At 72.2% G+C, this 24,068-nt stretch carries 17 protein-coding genes; 8 read left to right on the top strand and 9 right to left on the bottom strand.

The features are described from left to right. Positions 1–6: 6 nt before the first annotated feature. Together AB0C30_RS30120 and AB0C30_RS30115 are read right to left on the bottom strand one after the other, a co-directional pair. Positions 7–912: an NAD-dependent epimerase/dehydratase family protein gene (locus AB0C30_RS30120; protein ID WP_357950930.1), complete on the bottom strand. Its 906-nt coding sequence runs from the start codon at positions 910–912 to the stop codon at positions 7–9. Between the two features lie 67 nt (positions 913–979). After that, positions 980–1,870 carry a LysR substrate-binding domain-containing protein gene (locus tag AB0C30_RS30115; protein WP_357950927.1) on the bottom strand — a complete coding sequence of 297 codons (891 nt, stop codon included), beginning with the start codon at positions 1,868–1,870 and terminating at the stop codon, positions 980–982. Positions 1,871–1,940: 70 nt separating this feature from the next. Here AB0C30_RS30115 and AB0C30_RS30110 point away from each other — a divergent pair, with 70 nt between their 5' ends. From AB0C30_RS30110 to AB0C30_RS30095, 4 genes are all read left to right on the top strand, one after another. Further along, the gene (locus AB0C30_RS30110; protein WP_357950924.1) at positions 1,941–2,954 is read left to right on the top strand and encodes a putative sulfate exporter family transporter; all 1,014 of its coding nucleotides are present in this window, start codon (positions 1,941–1,943) and stop codon (positions 2,952–2,954) included. A gap of 100 nt (positions 2,955–3,054) precedes the next feature. Then, positions 3,055–3,981, top strand: a complete 927-nt coding sequence (locus tag AB0C30_RS30105; RefSeq protein WP_357950921.1) for a pseudouridine-5'-phosphate glycosidase — start codon at positions 3,055–3,057, stop codon at positions 3,979–3,981. Further along, on the top strand, positions 3,978–4,907 hold the full coding sequence (locus AB0C30_RS30100; protein WP_357950918.1) for a sugar kinase: 930 nt from the start codon (positions 3,978–3,980) through the stop codon (positions 4,905–4,907). The genes AB0C30_RS30105 and AB0C30_RS30100 overlap by 4 nt, the downstream gene beginning before the upstream one ends. 83 nt (positions 4,908–4,990) lie before the next feature. Beyond that, positions 4,991–7,828 (top strand): hypothetical protein, encoded by a 2,838-nt coding sequence (locus AB0C30_RS30095; protein ID WP_357950916.1) that lies wholly within the window; start codon positions 4,991–4,993, stop codon positions 7,826–7,828. Between the two features lie 117 nt (positions 7,829–7,945). On the opposite strand, the gene AB0C30_RS30090 is transcribed toward AB0C30_RS30095, so the two are convergent. The 4 genes from AB0C30_RS30090 to AB0C30_RS30075 all read right to left on the bottom strand — a co-directional run bounded on the left by AB0C30_RS30090 (position 7,946) and on the right by AB0C30_RS30075 (position 14,292). After that, positions 7,946–10,927, bottom strand: coding sequence for an AAA family ATPase (locus tag AB0C30_RS30090; protein WP_357950913.1), 2,982 nt, complete (start codon positions 10,925–10,927; stop codon positions 7,946–7,948). A 69-nt stretch (positions 10,928–10,996) separates the two neighbouring features. Further along, positions 10,997–12,607 carry a carboxylesterase family protein gene (locus AB0C30_RS30085; RefSeq protein WP_357950909.1) on the bottom strand — a complete coding sequence of 537 codons (1,611 nt, stop codon included), beginning with the start codon at positions 12,605–12,607 and terminating at the stop codon, positions 10,997–10,999. Between the two features lie 235 nt (positions 12,608–12,842). Beyond that, positions 12,843–13,277, bottom strand: coding sequence for a GNAT family N-acetyltransferase (locus AB0C30_RS30080; RefSeq protein WP_225289643.1), 435 nt, complete (start codon positions 13,275–13,277; stop codon positions 12,843–12,845). A 109-nt stretch (positions 13,278–13,386) separates the two neighbouring features. Beyond that, a complete protein-coding gene (locus tag AB0C30_RS30075) occupies positions 13,387–14,292 on the bottom strand; it encodes a hypothetical protein (protein WP_357950906.1) in 906 nt (301 codons plus the stop codon). 36 nt (positions 14,293–14,328) lie between these two features. Between AB0C30_RS30075 and AB0C30_RS30070 the strand changes: the two genes are divergently transcribed. Genes AB0C30_RS30070 through AB0C30_RS30055 form a run of 4 tightly spaced genes read left to right on the top strand, consistent with a single transcriptional unit; the run spans position 14,329 to position 19,901 of the window. Continuing rightward, positions 14,329–15,963 (top strand): serine/threonine-protein kinase, encoded by a 1,635-nt coding sequence (locus AB0C30_RS30070; protein ID WP_357950903.1) that lies wholly within the window; start codon positions 14,329–14,331, stop codon positions 15,961–15,963. 4 nt (positions 15,964–15,967) lie between these two features. Next, positions 15,968–17,569: a serine/threonine-protein kinase gene (locus tag AB0C30_RS30065; RefSeq protein WP_357950900.1), complete on the top strand. Its 1,602-nt coding sequence runs from the start codon at positions 15,968–15,970 to the stop codon at positions 17,567–17,569. 2 nt (positions 17,570–17,571) lie between these two features. Beyond that, on the top strand, positions 17,572–19,140 hold the full coding sequence (locus AB0C30_RS30060) for a serine/threonine-protein kinase (protein ID WP_357950897.1): 1,569 nt from the start codon (positions 17,572–17,574) through the stop codon (positions 19,138–19,140). After that, positions 19,137–19,901, top strand: coding sequence for a hypothetical protein (locus AB0C30_RS30055; RefSeq protein WP_357950894.1), 765 nt, complete (start codon positions 19,137–19,139; stop codon positions 19,899–19,901). Before AB0C30_RS30060 ends, AB0C30_RS30055 begins: the two co-directional genes overlap by 4 nt. Before the next feature lie 5 nt (positions 19,902–19,906). On the opposite strand, the gene AB0C30_RS30050 is transcribed toward AB0C30_RS30055, so the two are convergent. The 3 genes from AB0C30_RS30050 to AB0C30_RS30040 are packed head-to-tail and all read right to left on the bottom strand — an operon-like array spanning position 19,907 to position 24,066. Beyond that, complete coding sequence (locus AB0C30_RS30050) at positions 19,907–21,043, bottom strand: acyl-CoA dehydrogenase family protein (protein WP_357950891.1); 1,137 nt, start codon at positions 21,041–21,043, stop codon at positions 19,907–19,909. A 6-nt stretch (positions 21,044–21,049) separates the two neighbouring features. After that, positions 21,050–21,961 carry a hydroxymethylglutaryl-CoA lyase gene (locus AB0C30_RS30045; RefSeq protein WP_357950888.1) on the bottom strand — a complete coding sequence of 304 codons (912 nt, stop codon included), beginning with the start codon at positions 21,959–21,961 and terminating at the stop codon, positions 21,050–21,052. After that, a complete protein-coding gene (locus AB0C30_RS30040; protein ID WP_357951604.1) occupies positions 21,961–24,066 on the bottom strand; it encodes a biotin carboxylase N-terminal domain-containing protein in 2,106 nt (701 codons plus the stop codon). Before AB0C30_RS30040 ends, AB0C30_RS30045 begins: the two co-directional genes overlap by 1 nt. Positions 24,067–24,068 lie beyond the last annotated feature (2 nt).

The following is a 24,068-nucleotide window of genomic DNA, read 5'->3' as shown; positions in this document are numbered from 1 at the left end:
ATGGTGTCAAAGATCGGTGAGCCAGTCGGTGATCGACCGGTGCAGCGGGCGCCAACCGAGGAGATCACGGGTACGGGTGCCGCGCACGCGGCTGTTGGAGCCCAGCGCGTGGCGGGCGAACTGGGGATCCCAGACGTTGTCCGGCGAGCCAGGGTCCCAGGGCCGCGGGCCGGGCAGACCGAGGGAGCGGGCGATGGCGCCGGTCATCGCGGCGAAGGACTCCTCGCCGTTCTCCACGAAATAGAACGTGCCAGGGGGCGTCTTCTCCAGGGCGAGGAGATAGAGGTCGGCCATGTCGTCGATGTGGACGTTGGACCAGATGTTGCCGCCGCTCCCGACATGGCGGACCACGCCGCCGGAGCGCGCCTGGTGGACCAGCGCCGCGATCAGGACGCTGTCGCGGCCCAGACCCCGTCCAGGTCCGTAGATCAGGCTGTTGCACAGGACCGCGGAGCGCACGCCCTTCTCCGCGGCGCTCAGGACCAAGCGGTCGATGGCGAGGCGTGCTTTGCGGATGGGATGGTCGGGCTCCCATGCGGAGTCGGCGTCGAGGATGTCCTCGCCGAAGATCTTCCCGGATGCCTCGCCTTCGGTGCCGACGCCCACGATGCTGGAGCCACTGGTGTGGATCAGCGGCTTGCCGGACCCGGCCAGCGCGGCGACGAGAGCTTCGACGGCCCCGCGATGGTCGCTGCTGGCGGCGTTGACGACACCGTCGGCGCGGTGGGCCTGCTCGGTGAGCAGCGCCGCGTCGTCAAGGGTGCCCACCACCGGCCGGCAGCCGAGCCGGGCGAGGTCCTCGGCTTTGGCCTGGTCGCGGATCAGGCCGGTGACGGTATGGCCTGCCTGAATGAGGCGGGCGGCGACGGAGCCGCCGATGTAGCCGCTCGCGCCGGTGACGAAGACATGCATGGCGGAAAGGATCAGCCTGCGCTGGATGGAATCGCAAGCTGCTTTGCCGAAGCGGCAAAACCATCGGTCAGGGTCGGCTGGCGATCGCCAGGAGGGTGGCGGCGGGAGCGGCGAGTGAGCGGCCGCGGCGCCACACCGCGCGCAGGCTCCTGACCAGGTTGATCCCGGCCAGCGGCACCTCCACCAGCCGGCCTGTGGCCACCTCCGCCTCCACGGCGTACCCGCTGAGCACCGCGGGCGCCGCCCCGGCCTGGGCGGCGCCCTTGACGGCCGAGTTCGAGCCCAGCTCCAGTCGCGGGCTGGCCCGGTGCAGGCTCTTGAACGCCACGTCCAGCGTCTCGCGGGTGCCCGAGCCGGGTTCGCGGACGACGAGCGGCGTGGCGGCCAGCTCCGCCCCCATCAGCGCGGTACGGCGCCGCGCCCAGGCGTGCCCCGGCGCCACCACGACCACCAGCCGGTCGGTGCCCACCACCCGGCTGGCCAGCCCCTCGGGCACGCTCGGCCCCTCGACGAAGCCCAGCTCCACCTCCTCGGCCAGGACCCGGGCGGCGACGTCGGCGGAGTTCACCACGTCGAGGCCGACCTGCACGTCAGGCTCGCGGTTCTGCAGCTCGCCCAGCCAGCGCGGCACCAGGTACTCGGCCACCGTCATGCTCGACGCCACCCGCAGATGAGCCGCCTCGCTGCGCCGTACCGCCTGGGCGGCGCGCATCAGCTCCTGGGCGGCGGCCAGCACCTGCGCGGCCCAGCCCGCCACCATCTTGCCCTCGGCGGTCAGCGTGGACCCGCGCGGCGTACGCTCCAGCAGCGGCAGGCCCAGGCGGCGCTCCAGGTGGGCGATCCGCTTGCTGGCCGACGGCTGGGCGATGCCCGCGACCTTGGCCGCCTGCCCGAGGCTGCCCAGCTCGCCCACGTCGACCAGGAGTTTGAGCGAGTCGAGATCCGGCAGCGTACTCATAGCCCAAGGCTATGACCTCCCAGGCAACGCGTGGCTACCGAGCCCTCCAGGCGCTCAGAACACTGGGATCATGTACTCCACCGCGCGTGTGCCGCACGATCGTCCGCCTGGTGATCGTCTGCGCGACGATCGCCTGCCTGGTGTCGGCGCGGCGGCGCTGGCGGTGGTGTTCGCGCTGGTGGTGAACCGGTTCGTGCCGGTGCTCAGTCCCGCGGCCATAGCCGTGGTGTCGGGCGCGGCGCTGGCGAACCTGGTGGGCGTCGGCGAGCGGCTCAAGCCCGGTCTGCGGTTCGTCGCCAAGCGGGTGCTGCGTATCGCGATCGTGCTGCTCGGCCTGCAGATCGCGGTGCCGCAGGTGCTGGCGCTGGGGTGGCGGACGGTGGCCGTCGTGGTGGTGGCGACCGGCGTCACGTTCACGCTCACTCCGCTGATCGGCCGCCGCCTGGGCCTCACACCGGGCGCGTCACTGCTGGTCGCCACCGGCGTCTCGATCTGCGGCGCCGCCGCGATCGCGGCCATGCGCGAAAGTACCGACGGCTCCTCCGACGAGGACGCGGCCGGCGCGCTCAGCGTGGTGGTCCTGTACGGCACCGCCGCCATCGCCGTGGTGCCGCTGGCGGCGTCCTGGCTCGGTCTGTCGGCGACGCAGCTGGGAGTGTGGGCCGGGGCGGCGGTGCACGAGGTGGCCCAGGTGGCCGCGATCGGGGCCGCCTCGGGCGTGCTGGCCACCGCCGTCACGGTCAAGCTGGGCCGCGTCATCCTGCTCGCCCCGATCGTCGCCCTGACCTCATACCGTCACCGCGTTGACTCCCCCGGCCGGCTCAAGCGCCCGCCGGTCATCCCGCTCTTTGTGGCCGGATTCCTGGCCATGGTCGCGCTCCGCAGCAGCGGCCTGGTCCCCGCCGCCGTGACCACCGTGATCCCCCAGGTCACGAACGTTCTCATGGCCGCCGCCCTGTTCGGCCTCGGTACGGGGATCGACGCCCGCGCGCTGATCAAGGACGGGCGCACACTGCTGCTCGGCGCCGTGGCCACCGGCTTGATCGGGACCATCTCGCTCGCGGGTGTCATGCTTCTCGTGTGATCACCGGCGGACGTCCTCCTCCGTAACGTGCTTGTCCGGAACAAACTTCGTAAAATAGACCGTTCCACCAAGCCGTCCTACGAAGGAGCACGAAACCCACATGCGCAGCGCCGCCGACCCCATCCTCCGGCCGTCCGACGAGGTCGCCGAAGCCCTTGCCACCGGCGCTCCGGTCGTGGCCCTGGAGTCCACGATCATCTCGCACGGCCTGCCGCAGCCGCGCAATCTGGCGGTCGCCCGGGAGCTGGAGGACATCGTCAGGGCGGCGGGTGCCGTACCGGCCACGATCGCGGTGCTCGACGGCGTCGCCCGCGTCGGCCTGGACGAGGTGGAACTCGAACGCGTCGCGACCGAGTCGGGCCTGCGCAAGCTGGGCCAGCGTGACCTGCCGGTGGCGGCGGCGCTGAAGGCGAGCGGCGCGACGACCGTGTCGGCCACGTCGTTCCTGGCCGCCCGCGCGGGCATCCGGATCTTCGCCACGGGCGGGCTCGGCGGCGTGCACCGGGGCTGGACCCAGGCGCAGGACGAGTCGGCCGACCTCGACACGCTGGCGCGTACCCGCATCACCGTCGTGTGCGCCGGGGTCAAGTCGATCCTGGACGTGCCCGCGACCCTCCAGCGCCTGGAGACCCGCGGCGTGACCGTGGCGGGATACCGTACGGACACCTTCCCGGGCTTCTACCTGCACTCCTCCGGCGAGCCGATCGACTGGCGGATCGAGTCGGCCGACGAGGCCGCGGCCATCATGCGCGGACAGGACGGGTTCGGCGGCCAGGAGACCGCGCTGATCGTCGCCAACCCCATCCCGGTGGACCGGCAGCTCGATCCGGCGCTGCACGACCGCGTGCTGGGCGAGGCTCTGGCCGCCGCCGACCGCGAGGGCGTGACCGGGCAGAAGATCACCCCGTTCCTCCTCGACTACCTGGTACGCGGCACCGGCGGCGCCTCCCTGGAGGCGAACCTGGCCGCGGTCCGCGGCAACGTCGCCCTCGCGGCGCAGATCGCGCTCGCCTGGTCCCGAGCGTGAGCGCAGGCGGCCTCCTCGTCATCGGCGACGTCGTCACCGATGTGGTGGCCCTGCACGACACTCCGGTCATGTCGGGTACCGACACGGCCGCCGACATCGCGCTCCGCCCCGGCGGCTCGGGCGCGAACACCGCCTCCTGGGCCGCCCACCTGGGCGCCGACGTACGGCTGCTGGCCCGGCTCGGCTACGACAGCAGCGAGTGGCACACCGCCGAACTGCGCAAGACCGGGGTACGTCCGCACGTACGCGTCGATCCCCACCATCCGACGGCGATCGTGATCGCCATGGTGGACCGGACCGGCGAACGCTCGTTCCTCACCAACCGGGGCGCGGGCGGCCGGATCTCCGCCGAGGACTGGGACGGCTCGCTGCTCGACGGCGTGGGCCGCCTGCACCTGTCCGGCTACACGCTCTTCGCGGAGGCGGGGCTGGCGCTGGCCAGGCTCGCCATGGCCGAGGCCCGCGCCGCCGGGGTGACCGTCAGCATGGATCCCGCCTCGACCGGCTTCCTGCGCGAGTTCGGCGTCGCCCGGTTCCTGCGCGAATCCGCCCCCGCCCACCTCATCATCCCCAACCGGGACGAGGCCCTCCTGCTCGCCGGCGCGCAGACGCCCGAGCGGGCCGCCGAACTCCTCAGCGAGAGGTACGGCACCGCGATCGTCAAGCTGGGACCCCAGGGAGCTCTGGCGGCCACGGAGGGCACTGTGACGGAGGCGGCAGCGGGGGTTCCAGCCGAGGTCGTCGACTCGACGGGAGCGGGCGATGCGTTCGCTGCGGGATATCTCACAGCGAGGTTGAACGGCGCCGGTGAAGGGCAGTCTTTGGACGCCGGATGCCGGGCCGGAGCGGAGTGCGTGGCCCTGGTGGGCGGTCGGCCACGGTACGGTTTGGAGCTGAACCTTCTTTACCCTATTCACACCGATTGATAGCTTGCCGCGTAGGCTGCACCAAGAACCACATGCGTATTGAGTGGCATCACGCGGCTCACTGGGGAGGATAAGGTCCGCCGATGGAAGTCGAGTCATCGATCTGCCTGAGCGACCTGGTCCCTGCCTTGCGCTGGAGCCGTCCCCAGCAAGTCGCGGAGGCGCTGGGCGATCCGCGCCTGCCCGCCGGGTGGTGGTCGTCCGTCGCCCTGTCGAGGGCGCTCGGCACGACCGGACTCGACTGGATCTGCGACCGGCTCGCCCTGCTGGCCTCGGCCCGCTGGGACCACCTCGCCCTCTCGGACGTGCTGCCCGCGCTGACCGTGCACCCCATCGACCCGGCGCTGCCCGGCTGGCCGGAGGCCACCAGGACGGCGATCACCGGCCTGGGGGGCTGGCAGCGGTTGCGCCGCCTGTCGCCCGGCGACCTGAGCACGCCGTCGGCCACGCCTGAAGTGGTGATCGGCTCGGTGTTCCGCGAGGTGCTCAGCCGCATCCCGGTTCAACGCGAACCCGGCCAGCCCGCCGCCCAGCCCGCACAGCAGGGCCACCCGGCACAGACCCGGCCGGGCCAGCCCGCCGCCCATCCGGGACAGGGCCACCCAGAGGTGACCCGCCCGCTTCAGCGCGGCACGGTCCCCGGCCAACGCGACGGAGGCCCCGGCCAGCGTGACGGGGGTCCGGGCCAGAGCCCGGCGCACACCGGTCCGCAGCCCGCCGTGGCCCAGGACAACGGCGGCTCTCCCCGCCAGACCGGCTCCTTTCCTGTCCAGGGGGCCCCGCGGTCGGGTTCCTTCCCTGACCAAGGTGGGCCGCAGACCGGCTCCTTCGCCGCTCTGGGCGGGGCCGCCCGCCAGACCGGCTCGTTCCCGGCGCAGAACGAAGGCGCCCCGTCGCCCACGGCCGGTCGGCAGCCCTTGTCCGCCCCGCAACCTCAGTCCAGCCCCCAGGCCGCCCGCCAGGACACGAACTCCCCCGGCGCCAATCCCCCCGGCACCGCCCAGCAGGGCGGCCTCTTCCCCGGCACCAACGCCCCGGGCACTGGCCAGCAGAGCGGCGGGTTCCCGAACACCGGCCTCCCCGCCGCCAACGGTCCAGGCACCGGCTCCTTCCCAGCGGTCGGGTCCGTCTCGGGCACCGGGCTTCCGGGTGCCAACGTCCCCGGCAACGCGGACCCCGAGCGCACTGGCCCGCACACCGGTCCCCATCCCACCGCCAATCCGCACACGGGCCCGCACCCCACTGCCACCGGTCCGCACACGGGTCCGCACTCGACCGTCGGCCCGAACACCGGTCCGCACCCCACCAGCGGCCCTCAGGCCGGTACGTCGCCCGCCGGCGGCCAGCTGCCGCCCAGTGGCCCGCACACCGACCCCCGGTCCGGCACCGACCGTCCTGGCGGGACAGCCCAACCGGGCGCCCAGCCGAGTGCCCTCCCGGGCGCCGACCGCCTCCCCGGCGGAACACCCCACACCGGACCACGCCCCGCCACCGGACCGCTCGCGGGCAACGGAACGCCCGCGGGCAACGGGTCCGTCAGCGGCACCGGCTCCTTCCCCGCGGTCGGGTCCGTCGGCGGCACCGGCTCGTTCCCGGCCGTCGGGTCCGTCACAGGCACCGGCTCGTTCCCCGCTGTCGGGCCACTCGCCGGCACCGGAACACCCGCAGGCAACGGATCATCCGCCGGTGCCGGCACGGGATCGCGCCCCGGAGGCGCCTTCCCAGGCGACCTGGGCACCACGCCCCGCACCCCGAACGCGGACCCCTCCACCCACACCGGCGACGTCTCTCTCCCGCCGACAAGCGTTCCGGGCCTCGGCGGCGCGTACGACACACCAGCACCGGCGGCGACGCCCGCGCCCTCCGAGACCGATCACGCCATGGTCCGGGTCGTCGACAGCCTGTTCCGCAGCCTGGACAAGCTGGCGCTCGCGGTGGCCGTACACCGCCTGTTCGCCGAAGACCCCGTCAGCCTGCGTACGCTCGCCCACAAGATGCTCGTCGACCGTGACGCGCTCTCCCAGGCGCAGCGGACGGCCGAGGAGCGCGTGCTGCACTGGCTGCGTTCGTCGGAGTCGGCGCCGGTCACCGGGCACATGTTCCGGCTGACGGAGTGGCTCGGCGCGGCCGCCACGCAGGACCAGCTCATCGGCGCCGACCCGGCGCACCCGGTGATGGTGCCGTCGTTGCGCACTCCGCTCTGGCGGGTACTCGTGACGCTCATGCCCGACCGCCGTCTCCAGGACGGCTGGCTGGTGGTGGGCGACCTCCACGGCCTGCAGGCCCGTACCAGGCAGTTGCTGGCCGGTCAGCCCGCCGACGCCGACGTGGTGGAGCTGCTCAGCGAGCTGGGCATCCGCGCGCACTCGGCCAAGGCGTGGCTTGACGCGCTGCCGGACACGTCGGACCCTGTGGCCTCCGCCCCCTCCCCGGCCCAGCCGCTCCCCCGCCGTACCCCCGGAGCCAACGGCCACCACCACAGGGGCGGCCAGCCCATCCCCTCGGCCGAGAGCAACGCCATCGACCCTTCGGCGGCCCTCGCCACGCTCTCCGCCTTGTCGGGCGGCCGGTCCGGCATGCTGCCCCCCACGCTCGCGGGCACTCCGGCCACCCCACCGCCGCCGCTGCCGAGCCCTTCCTCGGACCCGCGCCGCTGGCAGCGCATCGAGGTCACCAACGAACACCTCCGGGGCGGCCCGGTCCCGGTGCCCGAGGGGTACGCCACGCAGCTCGGCATGCGCCCCGGCACCCTCCTGTCGGTGACCGGCCCGGGCGACAACGCGATCGTCCTGGTCTGGCAGGGCCACCAGCCGGTCTTCGACTCGCTCCAGCCGGTCCTCATGCGCCTCAACGCCCGCCCCGGCGATCAGGTGTACGTCACGGTCGACGGCTACCGCCTGGAAGCCCAGCTCACCGGCTGACCACAGCCGCCCGGGACACCGCTTGGCACCAGAGGCCAAGCAGCAACCGGCGTCTTGGCGTCGAAGGCCAGCAGCGGCCGCACCCTTGTGCCGTGGTCAAGCGGCGGACGAGGCCGGTCAGTCGTCGGCGAAGAGGCGGATCCGATGGGCCACCGCGGATGCCTCGCCGCGGGAGGCGACGCCCAGTTTGGCCAGGATGTTGGAGACGTGCACGCTCACGGTCTTGACCGAGATGAACAGCTCCCCCGCGATCTCCCGATTGCTGTGCCCCTCGGCCACGTGCCGCAGCACCTCCATCTCGCGCGCCGTCAGCCCCAACGGCAACCCGTCGGGCGCCGGCTCGTCGGCCACGGCGACACGGCCCCGCCGCGCGAGCGCGTCCAGCCGCTCGACCAACGGCGCCGCACCGAGGCGCTCGGCCAGCTCACGGGCTCTCGCCAGTCTGACCCCCGCCCCCTGCCGATCACCGGCCTCCAGCGCCGCACGGGCGGCACCTTCCAGGGTGCAAGCTTCGGAGTAGGGCTCCCGCAGCCCCGCCCAAGCCGCCACCGCCGCGTCCCACATCTTTAGCCGCCAGGCCGCGTCATCGAGACCGACCACGGAATCAGACTCGGATCCGACACCCGAGCCAACACCAGACCCGGAGCCCCGCTCCGATCCGGCACCCGACTCAGGACCAGACCTTAAACCCAGCTCGGACTCGGACAGCCCCGTCAAGGCCATGAACGTGAGCCGGTGCGCCTCCTGGCTGTCGCCCTCAGCCTCGAGCCGCCCCGCGACCGACCGCAGCTCCCCCACAAGATCCCCGCCCAGCTGCGCGATCACCACCAGCAGCGGCCAGGCGTAACGCGGGCTGGCCACCAGATCCTGCTCACGCAGTGTCCGGGCAGCCGCCTCCCGCGCCTCGTCGAGGCGTCCCCGCGCCACCAGAAGCTCGACCTCCCTGCAGGCGTGCGGCAGCACGCTCTGGTCGCGGAAGCGCCCGCGCGCCAGCACGCTGCGTGAGGCCGCGAACAGCTCCTCGGCCCGATCGACCCGCCCGCGCGCGAGCGCGATGTCGGAGGCCAACCCCTGCAGGCTGGCCCGGTAGGGCGGCGGCGGCATGAGCTCCAGGGCGTGCTCGATCACCTTCAGCGCCTCGTCCCAGCGCCCGAGCGACCACAGCGGCTCCGCCAGGTTGATCGACAGGAACGTGCCCGACGTGCGCGCCACGCCGTAGCGTTCGGCCTCGGCGATCCCGTCGCGGGCGACCTGCGCGGCGCGTTCGTGCCGGCCGGCGCCCTCCAGCACGTCGGATTCGGAGATGGCGCCGCGCAGCATCGCGTTGTGGGCGTCGGCCGTGGCCGCGATGCGGCGCGCTTCGGCGAACCCGTCCAGGTAGGCGTCGATGTCGGAGAACTGGCAGCGCGCCCAGGTCAGGCTGATCAGCGCGTGCGCCTCGGTGTTGGCGTCGCCCACCTCGTGGCCGAGCTCCATGGCCAGCCGGGCCGTCGAGATCTTCTCCTGCCAGTCGTCGTAGAGCATGCGCGCCAGGCTCTCCAGCACCTGGGCCCGCAGCTTGCTGGGCTTGTCGGCGGGCACCAGCGACGCCGCCCGGCGCAGGTCGTCGACATGGCCGGGGCGGCTGAGGTCGTAGCCGGTGAGACCGCGCTGGCGCAGCAGCCTGGCGGCCCTGGCCGGCTCGGCCGGCTCGTCGATCTCGGCGAGCCCGGCGGTGGCCAGGGCGATCGAACGTTCGTACTCGCCCGCCAGGTGGGCGACCGTGGCCGTCTGCCTGAGCACCTCGACGTGGTCGGCGCCGATGCGCTCCGCGGCGTCGGGCACCTGATCCCACAGCTCCAGCACCCGGGACAGCATCCTGAGCTGCTCGTCGTAGGCGGCGGAGCGGCGGGCGGCGGCCGCGGCGTGCCAGGCGCTGATCAACGCCCACGTGGTGTCGTGGGCGGCGTGCCAGTGGTGGGCCAGCTCGATCGCGCCGCGCGGGACGGGCAGGATCGACAGGTCGCGCTCCAGCGCCTCGGCGAAGCGCGTGTGCAGGCGGGTGTGCTCGCCCGGCAGCAGGTCGTCGTGGAGCGCCTCGCGGATCAGCGCGTGCCTGAAGGAGTAGCCCTCACCGTCGACGACCAGCACGTTGCCGGCCACGGCGGGGCGCAACGCGTTGGACAGCGCCACGTCGTCCCGCCCGGCGACGGCGGACAGCAGGTCGTGCTCGATGCGCTGGCCGCCCGCGCTGGCCACGCGGAGCAACTCCTGGGTGTCGTCGGGCAGCCGTTCGACGCCGGCGAGCAGCAGGTCGCGCAGCGACTCGGGCAGCGACTCACCGACACCGGACTCGCTGAGCAGCGCCTCGACGAACAGCGGGTTGCCCTCGCTGCGCGCGTAGATCAGGTCCATGTCAGGGCCGGACGGCTCGCGCTCCAGGATGCTCGCCGCCTGCTCGACGACCTCCCTGCGGGTGAGCCTGCGCAGCTCCAGCCTGGCCACCCAGTCGACGCGGCCCAGCTCGGCCAGCAGCGGGCGCAGCGGGTGGGTGCGGTGCAGCTCGTCGGCACGGTAGGTGACGACGATCAGCAGCCGTACGCCGGAGCGCTGGTAGCGGACCAGGAACGAGAGCAGGTCGCGGGTGGATCGGTCGGCCCAGTGGGCGTCCTCGACGACCAGGACGACCGGCCGGTCCTCCGCCAGCCGCTCCAGCAGGCCGAGCAGCTGCTCGAAGAGCCGGGCGCGGGCCTCGGAGCCGTCACCGTCGGGCTCGCCGAACTCGGGCAGCAGCCGGGCCAGCCCGCGCGTGGTGCCGCCGGGCACGAGCGCCGCGACGCCGTCGCGGCCGAGCTCGCGCACCAGCCCGCGCAGCACCGCGGTGAAGGGGGCGAACGGCAGGCCCTCGGTGCCGAGCTCCATGCAGCCGCCGACGAGCACCATCGCCTCGCCCGCCCGGTCGGCGAACTCCCTGACCAGGCGCGTCTTGCCGACGCCCGCCTCGCCGCCGACCAGCACGGTGGACGCCGCGCCGGTCCGGACGCCGGCCAGCGCGCGCTCGAGCGCGCTCAGCTCGCCGCCGCGGCCGACGAAGCGCGGGCTCACCGCGTGGATGCTCACGCCCCAAGAATGCCATCAGGCGGCGACAGAAACGGCCCCGGGCCTGATCACCAGTACAGGTGACGCGCCTCAGGCGCGGTTCTCCCAGAACAACCTCTCGTCCTTGTCCGGATCGGTGACGATCTCGCACTCGGCGTCGAGCCACATCGTGGCACGGTCTTTCAGCGTGTAGGCGGGCCATCTCGGCACGTCCACGGCGGTGGGACGGCCCGTGCGGGCGAAGCCCGCCCACAGTCCGCTCATATGCCGCGCGGTCGCCAGCCGCCCCGGCGATTGATCGGCGTAGAGGAAGAAGTCGAGGTTCTTGTCGGTGTTGGCGAATTTGAGGTTGATGTCTGATGCGTGCGGCGAGCCGATGGGGAAATCGGTGCCTGGCACCACGGTCGGGTTCTTGTAGGCGAGCTGGTACATGAACACGGGCGCGGCGCGCTGCGTCACCTTGGCCTCTGCGATCTTGATCGCGTCGCGCCAGATGGGCGAGGTCGTGATCGCGAAGTAGAGCTGCGCGGGCGTCGCGTCGGGCCGCGACGCGTGGAAGGTCCTGATGATCTGGTCGAGCTCGGCACCCTGGTACGTGCGACTCAGCTCCCTGCGCAGGCCGGCCTCGTCGATGCGGAAGATGTCGGGCGGCCCGAAGAGACTGAAGAACACCGTTTCATCGCGGCATGTGCCGCACATCAGCGGCTTGCCGGCCGAGAAGGACGCGACTCCGTCGGCGAAGGGGTGCCGCGGGATGACGGTGCCATCGACGAAGGCGCCGAAGCCGGGGAGCGAGCCGGGGTCGCCCCAGGGTGCGACGCCGTTCGCGGCTTCGGACTGCTGGATCTCGAGCAGCCTTCCGGCCGGAATCTCATGCAGCTGGGGAATGTCCGACGTGGTCAGTCCCAAGAGCTCCAGCGTGCGCTCGGCCCGCGCGGTGGCGCCTTCGCGGGTGGGGAAGCGCAGCGGTGCGGCGCTTTCGATCGAGGCCTTGTGGAACAGCGACGCGGCATCCGGCATGGTGTAGACGGCCGCGGTCTTGGCGCCGCCGCCGCTCTCGCCCCAGACCATGATGTTGTCGGGGTCGCCGCCGAAATTCTCGATGTTCTCCCTGGTCCAGCGCAGCGCCGCGAGAATGTCCAGCATCCCCTGGTCGGCGGCGTAGTCGCCGCCGGCGAGATCGCCCAGGAACAGATAGCCCAGCAGGCCCAGCCGGTGGTTGGACTCGACCACCACCACGTCATAGAGCCGCGCCAGATGGGTGCCGTCCTGCCCCGTGGCCGAACCGGAGCCGATCATGTAGCCGCCGCCGTGGTTGTAGAACATCACCGGCCGCCGTTCGCAGTCGGCGGCCGGGGTCCAGATATTGAGGTAGAGGCAGTCTTCAGAGGGTGCCGGCATCCGGCCATTGCCGTTGGGGCCCATCTCGTTGCCCGCTGCCTGGAATGCCGGGTTGGGAAAGTCCACCGCGTCGCGCACGCCGGTCCAGCGCGTGGGCGGCTTCGGGGCCTTGAACCGGAGCTTGCCGAGCGGCGGCGTGGCATAGGGCACGCCGAGAAACTTGACGATGCCGTCCTCGCGTCTGCCGCGCACCCTGCCGTAACGGGTTGCCGCCTCGTCCGTTCGCCCAGTTCCCTGCGCGAGTGCCGGGGAGCCCTCACCCGTCACGGCGGCGACCACGGATAACGACGTGCCGATCATCGCCCTGCGGCTCATTCCCGACCCCACCATCAGGCTCCTCTCTTGGAGAGCGCACGCGCATGCAGGACTAGCCCGAATGAGTAACGTTTTTCACATTTTCCCGACCATAGACGTCGATGTCGTCACTGGTCAAGGCACAACGAAGCAGGAGAGCAGGCCAATAGCTCATCGCAAATGTGGGTAACGTTACCCATTCACATGCCAAGGCGCCGGGGACGGTGCGACGCCGCCGGCGCTAGCGGAGGATCTTCCTGAACATCGTCGCCGACGCCTCGTAGCCCAGCGCGTGGTAGAACTCGGGCGCTCGCCGCGTGGCCATGGCCACGTAACCGGCCTGCCGCGAACGGGCCCACGCCTCGAATTCCACCAGCAGCGCCCGCCCGATGCCCTGCCGGCGCGACCCGCTCTGCACCATCGCCTCCTCGACCCAGGCGACAGGCCCGTTGGCGAAGAGCGTCAGGTGGACGAACCCCAGCAGATAACCGTGCACCCGGCCGCCCACCACGGCCGCGATCAGCATGACGTCGTCATCGCGCAGCAGTTGCGGCAGCGCCGCGTCGAAGGCCTCCCGTTCGGGCCTGAAGGTCAGCCCGAACTCCATCGCCAAGGCGAACAGCTCGTCCGCGTCGGCCTTCTCCGCTCTCCTGATGTGGAGATCGTCTGACGTCATGTCGTACGACCTTAAGTCGTGGCGTGGCCGCCGTCCACTCAGGTCAGCCCGTCAGCCCGGTCATGTCGGCTCGTCAGCCCGCTCAGGACAGCGGGCCGGCGCGGTCAGGTCAGCTCGTCAGCGCCTTGACGGCCTGTTCGGCGACCTCCTGGGCGCCCTTCATGAGCACGTCCTCGGCGACCGGCTCGGTGTCCTTGCCTTGGGCGAGGATGTCACCGTTCTTGTTGTCGGTGCCGAAGTAGCGGACGTTGATCGTCGTGTTGCCCATCACGATGTAGGCCCAGACGTTCGTGGTGCCTTTGAGGTTCTGGGTGTACATGGCGTGGGTCTCGTCGCCGACGCCGTCGAAGTCCTTCATCTCACCGTACGTGCTCAGGAACCGCAGGCCGGGGTTGTCCTCCTTGGTGCCCGCCATGTCCTTCATCGAGCCGAAGTTGAACTCGGCGTCGTCCCTCGCGGCCGCGACACTGGGCCAGACGTTGACGGCCAGGTGGATGGTCCGCGATTCCAGGGTGCCGTTCTTGATGTTCTTGGCCGTCTGGGTCCATTCGCAGCCCTTGCGCAGCGCTCCGTACCCGTCCTTCTGGACGCCGGGCGCGGACTGCGATTTGGGCGCGAGCCGCCTGGTCAGGCTCGCGGGCAGCAGGTCGCACACCTCCGGCACCGCCTTCAGCGGCGGGAAGGTGGAGGTGGCCGCGGGCGTCTCGGCCGGATCCGACGAAGCCGCCTCCGACGGCAGCCCGGACGACGAGGGAAGGGAGGACGGCAGTGTGGACGGCAGTGTGGACGGCAGGTCGAACGAGGGCGACGGCAGCGCGACCGGAGGCGCCTCCTGGCCGACGTTGCGTACCGCGATGAGCGCCCCGCCCAGCACCGCCACCGCCGCGGCCCCCGCCAGCACGCCCTTGGCCCAGCCGGGCGCCTTCGGCGAGACGGGCCGCTCGCCGCCGCCGTCCGGCCAGTACGAGGCCGGCGGAACGGGCGGCGCCTGCGGTGCCTGTGGGCCCTGGATCATGGCCACCCCTCATCGCGGCGGATCATTACGAATGGGATGCTGTTGACGCGTCCGGGATGGAAATATAGCGAACCGAAAGTCTTGCACACTATGGTCTCCAACGTGCCTGGTCTGGGGGATTCCAAAATCGCAGGCCGCTATCGGGTGCTACGGGCGCTCGGTCAGGGTGGCATGGGCACCATCTGGCTGGCTCACGACGAGCTGCTCGACCGCCAGGTCGCCATCAAGGAAGTACTGCTCCCGCAGTCCCTCGCCCCGGCCGAGCGGGCGGAGGCGCTTCAGCGGGCCATGCGCGAGGCGATGGCGGCCGCCCAGCTGCGGCATCCGGGCATCATCACCATTCACGACGTACTGTCCGAGGACGGGCGGCCGTGGATCGTCATGGAACTGCTCCGCGGCCGTGACCTCAAGGACGCGGTGGCCGCCGAGGGCCCGTGGTCGCCGGAGCGCACGGCGGCGATCGGGTTACGGGTGCTGGAGGCGCTGTCCGTCGCTCACGCGCACGGCATCCAACATCGCGACGTCAAGCCCGCCAACGTGTTCCTGACCGACGACGGCCGGGTGGTGCTGACCGACTTCGGCATCGCCAGGCTGGAGGACCAGGCGACGATCACCGAGTCCGGGCTGCTGATCGGGTCGCCCGGGTTCATCGCCCCCGAGCGGCTGCGCGGCGAGCGCGGCGGGCCCGAGTCGGACCTGTGGTCGCTGGCCGCCACGCTGTACGCGGCCGTGGAGGGCCAGGCTCCGTACGTCGGCACCTCCCCCATGTCGGTGCTGCGTGACGCCCTGACCCTGCCGCCCCGGCCGCCCCAGCGCGCCGGGAATCTGGGGCCGGTGCTGATGATGATGCTGGCCCGCGACCCGTACCAGAGACCCGCCCCGCAGGCGGCCGAGCAGCTGCTGCGGCGGGTCGCGGAGGGCGGCCCGGCAATGGCGGTCACGCAGCCGATGGCCGGGCGCGCGAACCGGCTGCCGATCGTCGTCGGCGGCGCGGTGGTCGCGGCGGCGGTGCTGGCGGGTACGGTGGCGTTCGTGGCCCTGCGGCCCGCGGACACCCCCGCGACACCCGTGGCGGAGACCGTGAAGCAGCAGCCGCACACCACGTCCCCCACTCCCACCCCCAGCAAGGAACCCGAGCCGGCGAAGACCCCCAAGTTCACCGCCGCCGTGAACCTGTGCACGCTGCTCACCCCCGCGCAGGTCGCCAAGCTCGTGCCCGGCGCGGGCAAGGGCAAGCGCGACGGCGACAGGTGCGAGTGGACCACCCGCGGCAAGGGGCTGTCCGCCGAGGTACTGACCAACATCGGCGGGCCCGACAAATGGAGCGCGGTCCCGGAAGACGCGGAGGAGGAGTACATCGGCCGGCGCAACGGCGCAAGCGAGGGCTCGGAGTTCACCTGGACATGGCCGGAGGTCGGCCTCACCAAGGGGATCAAACAGCAGCGCCGCCACGTCGAGGACATCGACGGCATCGGCGATGAGGCGTACGGCTACGAGTTCGTCAGCCCGAAGGGCAACGCCGAGAACATCACCGTGGTCTTCCGGCTCAGCAACGTGAACGTCCAGATCGGCTACGTCAACGTCAACAAGATCGGCGACAACGCCGCCCTGCGCAAGGGGGCGCGTGACGCCGCGCGATGGCTGGCCGAGGCATTGAACCGCCAGGAGTGAGGCAATGAACCAACCGCGACTCGTGGGCGGCCGCTACCAGCTGCTCGAACAGCTCGGCCGCGGCGGCATGGGCATCGTCTGGCGCGCGCACGACACCATGATCGGCCGCGAGGTGGCGGTGAAGCAGGTGCTGCTCCCGCCGAACCTCTCCCCCGCCGACCAGGCCGCGCTGCGCCACCGTACGCTGCACGAGGCCCGCGCGGCGGCCGGGATCCGGCACCCCGCGGTGGTCGGCATCCACGACGTGATCGACGACGGCGGCCAGCTGTGGATCATCATGGAGCTGGTCCGCGGGCGCTCGCTCGACCAGGTCGTCAAGACCGGCGGGCCGATGGGGGCGCCGTGGGCGGCCTCGATCGGGCTGTTCGTGCTGTCGGCGCTGGCCTCGGCGCACACGCGCGGCCTGCTCCACCGCGACGTCAAGCCGGGCAACGTGCTGCTCGCCGATGACGGCCGCATCCTGCTGTCCGACTTCGGCATCGCCGCCCCGACGGGTGCGGCCCAAGCGGGTCCCCAGCAGGGCGGCGTGCCGGTGGGCACAGCGGGGTTCACCGCGCCCGAATGCCTCACCGAGAGCGTCGCGCCGGGGCCGCCGTCCGACCTGTTCTCGCTCGGCGCGACGATCTACACGGCGGTGGAGGGCGTACCGCCGTTCCAGCGCAACACCGCGATCGCCACGCTCGGCGCGGTGATGACCGAGCCGCCCAGGCCGGCGCAGCGGGCCGGCACGCTCACCCCGCTCCTGCTCGGCCTGCTGGCCAAGGACCCCGCCCACCGGCCCGACGTACGCACGCTGCGGCGGGGACTGGAGCAGGTGGCGGGCCACGCGGTGCCCACCGTCAGGACGCCCGCGCCCGCGTGGGTGGTCTCGCGCACGGCCGCGTACGGCTCGGCGGCGGCCGTGGTCGTGGCGTTCGTCGTCGCGGTCACGCTCATCCTGACCATGGGGTCGTCCGCCGCCCCGCCGCAGGCCACGCCGTCGGCGGCGGCACGGACCACGAAGCCGGCGCCGAGCAAGGCCGCCCCGACGAGCGCGGCGCCCACGGCCTCGGTTTCCGCCAGTCCCTCGCCCGCGGTCACGCTGCCGGCCGGCAAGTTCTCCAAGGTCCCCCGGCCCTGCCAGCTGCTCACCAGGGCGCAGGCCACCCAGCTCGTCGGCGCGTTCATCACGTCCTCGACCGACCCGACGTTCAGATGCGCGTGGTCAACCACGGGCCTCCCCCCGGCGGGCAAGGAGCTGAGCGTCTTCCTGACGCTCTGGCTCTACGCGCCGCAGGGCGACGGCTACGAGACCACGCTCGCGCAGGAGCACATCGCCGGGGCGCGGAAGGAAGCCGAGGACAAGGCGGGCAGGGGCGGCTCGGGCGAGAAGCAGGGCGAGGTCTTCGAGATCCCCGGCGCGGGCGAGGAGGCCATCGCGTACGAGATCTCCCGGGTGAAGTTCAACGACAAGGCGGAGGCCGAGGTACACGTACTCTTCCGCACCGGCAACATGGTGGGCGAGTTCCGCTTCGTGCACGACGTGGCCAAGGACGCCACGCTGCGGGACAAGGCCGCGCGGGCGGCCAAGTTCCTGGCCGCGAACCTCGACGCCAAGGCCTCCTGACCATGCGCGTGATCGCCGGACGCTACCAGCTGCTCGCCCCGCTCGGGGCGGGCGGCGCGGGCACGGTGTGGCGGGCGCGTGACGAGCTGCTGCACCGCGAGGTCGCGGTCAAGGAGGTACGGCTGCCGCCCGGCCAGGACCAGCAGCGGGCCCTGATCGACACGCTGCGCGAGGCCAGGGCGGCGGCGGCGCTGAACCACCCGTCGATCATCACCGTGCACGACGTGATCTCCGAGGGCGGCCAGCCCTGGATCATCATGGACCTGCTCGCGGGCACCTCGCTGGGCGATCTGGTCAAGACGCGCGGCCCGCTGCCGCCCGGCCACGTCGCCACGATCGGCCTGCGCGTACTCGACGCGCTGGAGGCCGCCCACCACCGCGGCATCCTGCACAGGGACGTGAAGCCCGGCAACGTGATGATCACCGATGTCGGTGAGGTCGTGCTGACCGACTTCGGCATCGCCGCGCACACGGGCGACGCCCCCGGCGCGGGTACGGCCGCCGCCGCGGCGCACGCCGGCGACGTCGCGGGCTCCCCCGGCTACATCGCGCCCGAACACCTGCGCGGCGAGCCCGCGGGCCCGATGGCCGACCTGTGGTCGCTCGGCGCCACCCTGTACCTGGCCGCGGAGGGCCGGGCGCCGTTCGAGCGCGACTCGGCGATGGCGATCGTCGCGGCCGTGCTCACGCTGCCACCACCGCCGCCCGTCAACGCGGGCCCGCTCGGCGGCCTGCTCCTGGCGATGCTCGACCGCAACCCCGCCGCCCGGCCGCACCCTCGGGCCATCAGGGCGCACCTGGAGTCACTGGCGATCCCGCTGCCCGTCCGGCCGCGCGAGACCGCGCCCGCCACGATTCCGATCCGGGCGGGGTCGCGCCGCCGTACACCGCTCGTGCTGGGCGGTCTCGCGGCGGGTACGGCCATCGCGGTCACGGCGGTCGTACTCGTCAACAGCTCCGGAGGCTCTCCAACCGTCACGACGTCGGCCACCCCCGTCGCCCAGCCCGCCTCGACCACGGCGCCCCCGACCCCGGCGCCCTCTCCCACCACGGCGCCCCCGACCGCACCGGCCAGGGGCGACGGCCAGTTCGGCCAGCCGCCGAAGGCGTGCTCCCTGCTCACCGACGACCAGGCGCAGACCGTCCTGCCCGGCTCCCATTCCAAGCAGCCCGCCCTCTACGACGAGAGCGAATGCTACTGGTCGGTCGGCACGCTCGGGCTTCTCGACCGCACGTCCATCAACCTCAAGGTCAAGTACTCCGGCACGGTCAAGGCCGCCGAACGTGCCTTCACCCAGACCGTACGGTCCCACGACACCAAGGCGGGCAGCCAGCAGACGGTGACGACCTCGCGCACCAGGACGGTGCGCGCGGGCGACGAGGCGGCCGCCCAGGACAACGAGGCCGGCATCACCCACACCTCGACGACCACCATATGGATGCGGGTCAGCAATGTGATCATCCAGGTGGAGGCCAGCCATCCGAAGCGAACGAAGGTGACCCCCCAACTCCGGGACACCGCTCTCAAGACCGCCCGCGCGGTGGCCGACACCCTCCAGAAGGCGCGATGAACCAGCAAAATGACTTCCCGACCGCGGCCGTGCCGCGCACCGCTCCCACCCAGCAGTCCCGCCCCGGGCTGCGGGTGACGCCGGCGATCCTGAGCGTGGCGGCGGCCGTGGTCGTGCTCATGCTGTTCACCGTCCTGTTCCTGCTGACCCGGCAGCCCGACAAGTCGGCGGCCGTGGCCATACCCGTCAAGACCACGCGGACGGTCGAGCCCTCAGTCAGCCCGCCTTCGCCCAGCGAGCAGGCCGGCACGAGCGAGCCCGCGCCGACCGGCGCCGCCACGTTCACCAAGACCGTCGACCCATGCACGGTCACGGACGAGGACCTGGTCAAGAAGCTGACGTTGTTCCCGGACAAGTCGCAGATCAAGGCCGAGGAGTGCGAGTGGTCGACGCTCGCGCCCGGGTCGGGGATGCCGGGCAACATGCAGTTCCGGCTCCAGGTGTACGTGAAGGTCTTCCCGGGTGACGTGGCGGCGGCGCACGAGCAGTTCGTCGCGCAGCGGCAGGAGGCCGTCCTTCTGGCCAAGACCTCCACCCCCGCCGAGCCGCCCATCGGCGACGCCTCCTGGACCACCCTTTACACACTGCCCGGCGACACGGGCAAGGGGCCGACCATCGCGACCGCCGGCGTCCGGGTCAGCAACGCGGTGATCCAGGTGACCTACCAGCGGCACGTCACCGAGGACCCGACGGGCAGGCTGACCAAGGGCGCCCTGGACGTGGCCAGATCGGTCGCCGAGAAGCTCGGCACGTCGAACTGATCGGTTTACAGGTCGCCCAGCCCCAGCTGGCGGGCGATCAGCATGCGCTGGACCTCGCTGGTGCCCTCGCCGATCTCCAGGATCTTGGCGTCGCGGTAGAAGCGGCCCACCGGGAACTCGTTCATGAACCCGTAGCCGCCGAAGACCTGCGTCGCGTCGCGGGAGTTGTCCATGGCGGCGTTGGAGGAGACGAGCTTGGCGATCGCCGCCTCCTTCTTGAACGGCACGCCGGCCAGCATCTTCTCGGCCGCGTGGTAGTAGGCCAGGCGGGCGGTGTGGGCGCGGGCCTCCATGTCGGCGATCTTGAACTGGATGGCCTGGTAGTGGCCGATCGGGTGGCCGAACGCGCGTCTGTCCCTGACGTAGCGCAGGCATTCGTCCACGCAGCCCTGGGCCAAGCCGACGCCGACGGCGGCGATGGCGATGCGGCCCTCGTCGAGCGTCTGCAGGAACTGGGCGTAGCCGCGGCCGCGCTCGCCGAGCAGGTTCGCGGCGGGGACGCGGCAGTCGGAGAAGGACAGCTCCCTGGTGTCGGAGGCGTTCCAGCCGACCTTGGAGTACTTCTTCGAGACCGTGAATCCGGGCGTCCCGGACGGCACGAGGATGGTGGAGATCTCCCGCTCGCCGGTCAGCGCGGCGACGCCGACCACGCCGGTGATGTCGGTGCCCGAATTGGTGATGAACGCCTTGGTGCCGTTGATCACCCACTCGGCGCCGTCGAGCGTGGCCGTGGTACGCATGCCGCCGGGCACGTCGGAGCCGCCGCCGGGCTCCGTCAGGCCGAACGCGCCGAGGGTCTCCCCCGCCGCCATCCCCGGCAGCCAGGTCGCCCGCTGCTCGGGCGTACCGAATCGGTAGATCGGCATGGCGCCCAGCGACACCGCGGCCTCCAGCGTGATCGCCACGCTGGAGTCGGCGCGCGCCAGCTCCTCCAGGGCGAGGCAGAGCGCGAAGTAGTCGCCGCCCATGCCGCCGTACTCCTCGGGGAAGGGCAGGCCGAACAGGCCCATGGCGCCCATCCGGCGCACGATGTCGTACGGGAACTCCTCCCGCTCGTAATAGTCGCCGATCACCGGCGCCACCACGTCGCGGGCGAACGCCTCGACGGTCTTGCGCAGCTCTTCGTACTCGTCGGTCAGCATGGCGGGTCAGCCTTTCGCGAGGGCCTGGACGACGCGGGACGGGCTGGGGCGGCCGAGCCGCTCGGCCAGCCAGGTGCTCGTGGACACGAGCTTGTCGAGATCGAGGCCGGTGTCGATGCCGAGCCCGTGCAGCATCCACACGAGGTCCTCGGTGGCGAGGTTGCCCGTGGCCGACTCGGCGTAGGGGCAGCCGCCGATGCCGCCGGTGGAGGCGTCGACGACGGTCACGCCCGACCGGAGCGCGGCCAGCGTGTTGGCCAGGGCCTGGCCGTAGGTGTCGTGGAAGTGCACGGCCAGCCGGTCGGGATCGCGGAACGACTCGATCAGCGCGGTCACATGCCCGGGGGTGCCGACGCCGATGGTGTCGCCGAGCGACAGTTCGTGGCAGCCGAGGCCGAGCAGCCGCTCGCCGACCGCGACGACCTGCGCGATGGGCGTCGGGCCCTCCCATGGGTCGCCGAAGCACATCGAGACGTACGCGCGGACCTTGACGCCGTTGTCGATCGCCCTGGCCACGACCGGCTCGAACATGTCGAACTGGCTCTCCAGGCTCCGGTTCAGGTTCTTGGCGGCGAACGTCTCCGTGGCGCTGGCGAAGACGGCGATCTCCTCGACGTCGTGGGCCAGCGCCCGGTCCAGGCCGCGCGCGTTCGGGACGAGCACCGGGTAGCGCACGCCCGGCCGCCGGTCGAGCCGGGTCAGCAGCTCTTCCGCGTCGGCGAGCTGCGGCACCCAGGTGGGGTGGACGAAGCTGGTGGCCTCGATCGCCCGGTGGCCCGCGTCGGCGAGCCGGTCGATGAACTCGGCCTTCACCTCGACCGGGACGATCGCGGACTCGTTCTGCAGGCCGTCGCGCGGGCCCACCTCGTAGACGGTGACCTGGTGCGGAAGGCCCTCCATCGGGTACGGCCTGCGCATCAGGACTCCCCGGCGGTGACGACGGCCAGGACGGCGTCCATGTCGACCGGCCGGCCCGCCTGCACGGGCAGCTCGGTGACCCGTCCGTCGCAGGGGGCGGTGACGGTGTGTTCCATCTTCATGGCCTCCACGATGAGGAGCGGCTGGCCCGCGCTCACCTGGTCGCCCGGCTGGGCCTTGACGACCAGGACGGTGCCGGGCATGGGGCTTCTGACCACGCCGTCGCCCGCGTGCGCGGCGCCCGGGCGGTCGCCGGGGTCGCCGATGCGGTGACGGGTCAGGGACCAGGACTGTCCGTCCCTGCCCAGCCAGAGGGTGTCGTCGTGGCGGGCGTGGGTGTAGTGGTGGGTACGGCCGGCCAGGGTGACGGTCAGCTTGGCGCCGTCGACCAGAAGCCTTGCCGGAACGGCCACCCCGGGCACGACCCCGCCGACCGCGCCAGCCGCACCGGTCGCACCGGTCGCACCGGTCGCTGGGACGGTGGCGGTGGTGGCGGCGGTCTCTTGGGTTGCGGCCTCTGGGGGATTTATGCGGATTTCTGCTGATTTTTCGGGCAGGCCGCGTACCTGGACCGTGTGGACGCCGTCCCGCGACTCCAGCCGCCAGGCCGTCCACGCGCGCTCGCCGACCCGCCAGCCGTCCGCGACCTCCCACGGGTCCGTAGCCTGAGGCACGGTGTGAAAGGCCAGCGCGGCGGCGGCCAGCACCTCCTCGGGCGGTCCGGCGGCCGGGACCAGCGCGGGCAGGGCCCGCTCGACCAGCCCGGTGTCGAGCTCGCCCGCCCGCACCTGCGGGTGCGCCGCGAGCGCCCGCAGGAACGGGACGTTCGTGATCACCCCGAGCACGACCGTCTCGGCGAGCGCCTGGTCGAGCCGCCGGAAGGCCGCCTCCCGCGTGGGCGCCCACGCGATGACCTTGGCCAGCATCGGGTCGAACTCGCTGCCCACGACACCGCCCTCGACCAGCCCCGAGTCGACCCGGACGCCACTCTCGACCAGCCCTGAGCCGGCCCGCATACCACCCTCGACCAGCCCCGAGCCGCCCCGGACGCCACCCGGCTCCGCCAGCCGCAGGACCCGGCCGCCCGTGGGCAGGAAGCCGCGCGACGGGTCCTCGGCGTAGACGCGGGCCTCGACGGCGTGGCCACGGAGGCGTACCTCGTCCTGGGTGAAGGGCAGCGGCTCGCCCGCCGCGACCCGGAGCTGGAGCTCCACCAGGTCGAGGTCCGTGACCAGCTCGGTGACCGGGTGCTCCACCTGGAGGCGGGTGTTCATCTCCATGAAGTGGTATTCGCCGGTCGTGCCGTCGACGATGAACTCGACCGTGCCCGCGCTCACATAGCCCACCGCGCGGGCCGCCTCCACCGCCGCGGCGCCCATTCGCTCGCGCATCGCGGCGTCGACGAAGGGGGACGGCGCCTCCTCGATGATCTTCTGGTGGCGGCGTTGCAGGCTGCACTCGCGTTCGCCCAGATGGACGACGTTGCCGTGGGTGTCGGCCAGCACCTGGATCTCGATGTGGCGGGGGTTCTCGACGTAGCGCTCGATCAGCAGGGTCTCGTCGCCGAACGCGGAGCGGGCCGTACGGCGGGCCGACTCCAGCGCGTCGGGCAGCTCGGCGGCCGAACGGACCAGCACCATGCCCTTGCCGCCCCCGCCCGCCGATGGCTTGATCAGGGCGGGGAAGTCCGTCCAGGACAGCAGCGAGTCGCCGGGTTCGGCGCCGCCCGGAACCACGGGGACCCCGGCGGCCGAGACGGTGGCCTTGGCGCGGATCTTGTCCCCCATGGCGTCGATGGCCGCGGGCGGCGGGCCGACGAAGACCAGCCCCGCCTCGGCGCACCGGCGGGCGAACTCGGCGTTCTCCGCGAGGAACCCGTATCCGGGATGTACGGCCTGCGCCCCGGACGCCTCGGCCGCCACCACCATCGCCCCCATGTCCAGATATTTCGGTATCTGGAGAGCGATGTCGGCCTCGCGGACGTGCCGGGCGCCCGCGTCCGAGGCCGTGTGGACGGCCACCGACGTGATGCCGAGCGCACGCAGCGTGCGGATGACCCGGACGGCGATCTCGCCCCGGTTGGCGACGAGGACACGGGTGAACATGG

It is taken from the genome of Nonomuraea sp. NPDC048901 (assembly GCF_040649695.1).
Taxonomy (GTDB): domain Bacteria; phylum Actinomycetota; class Actinomycetes; order Streptosporangiales; family Streptosporangiaceae; genus Nonomuraea.
This window is presented reverse-complemented; position numbering and strand designations above follow the sequence as displayed.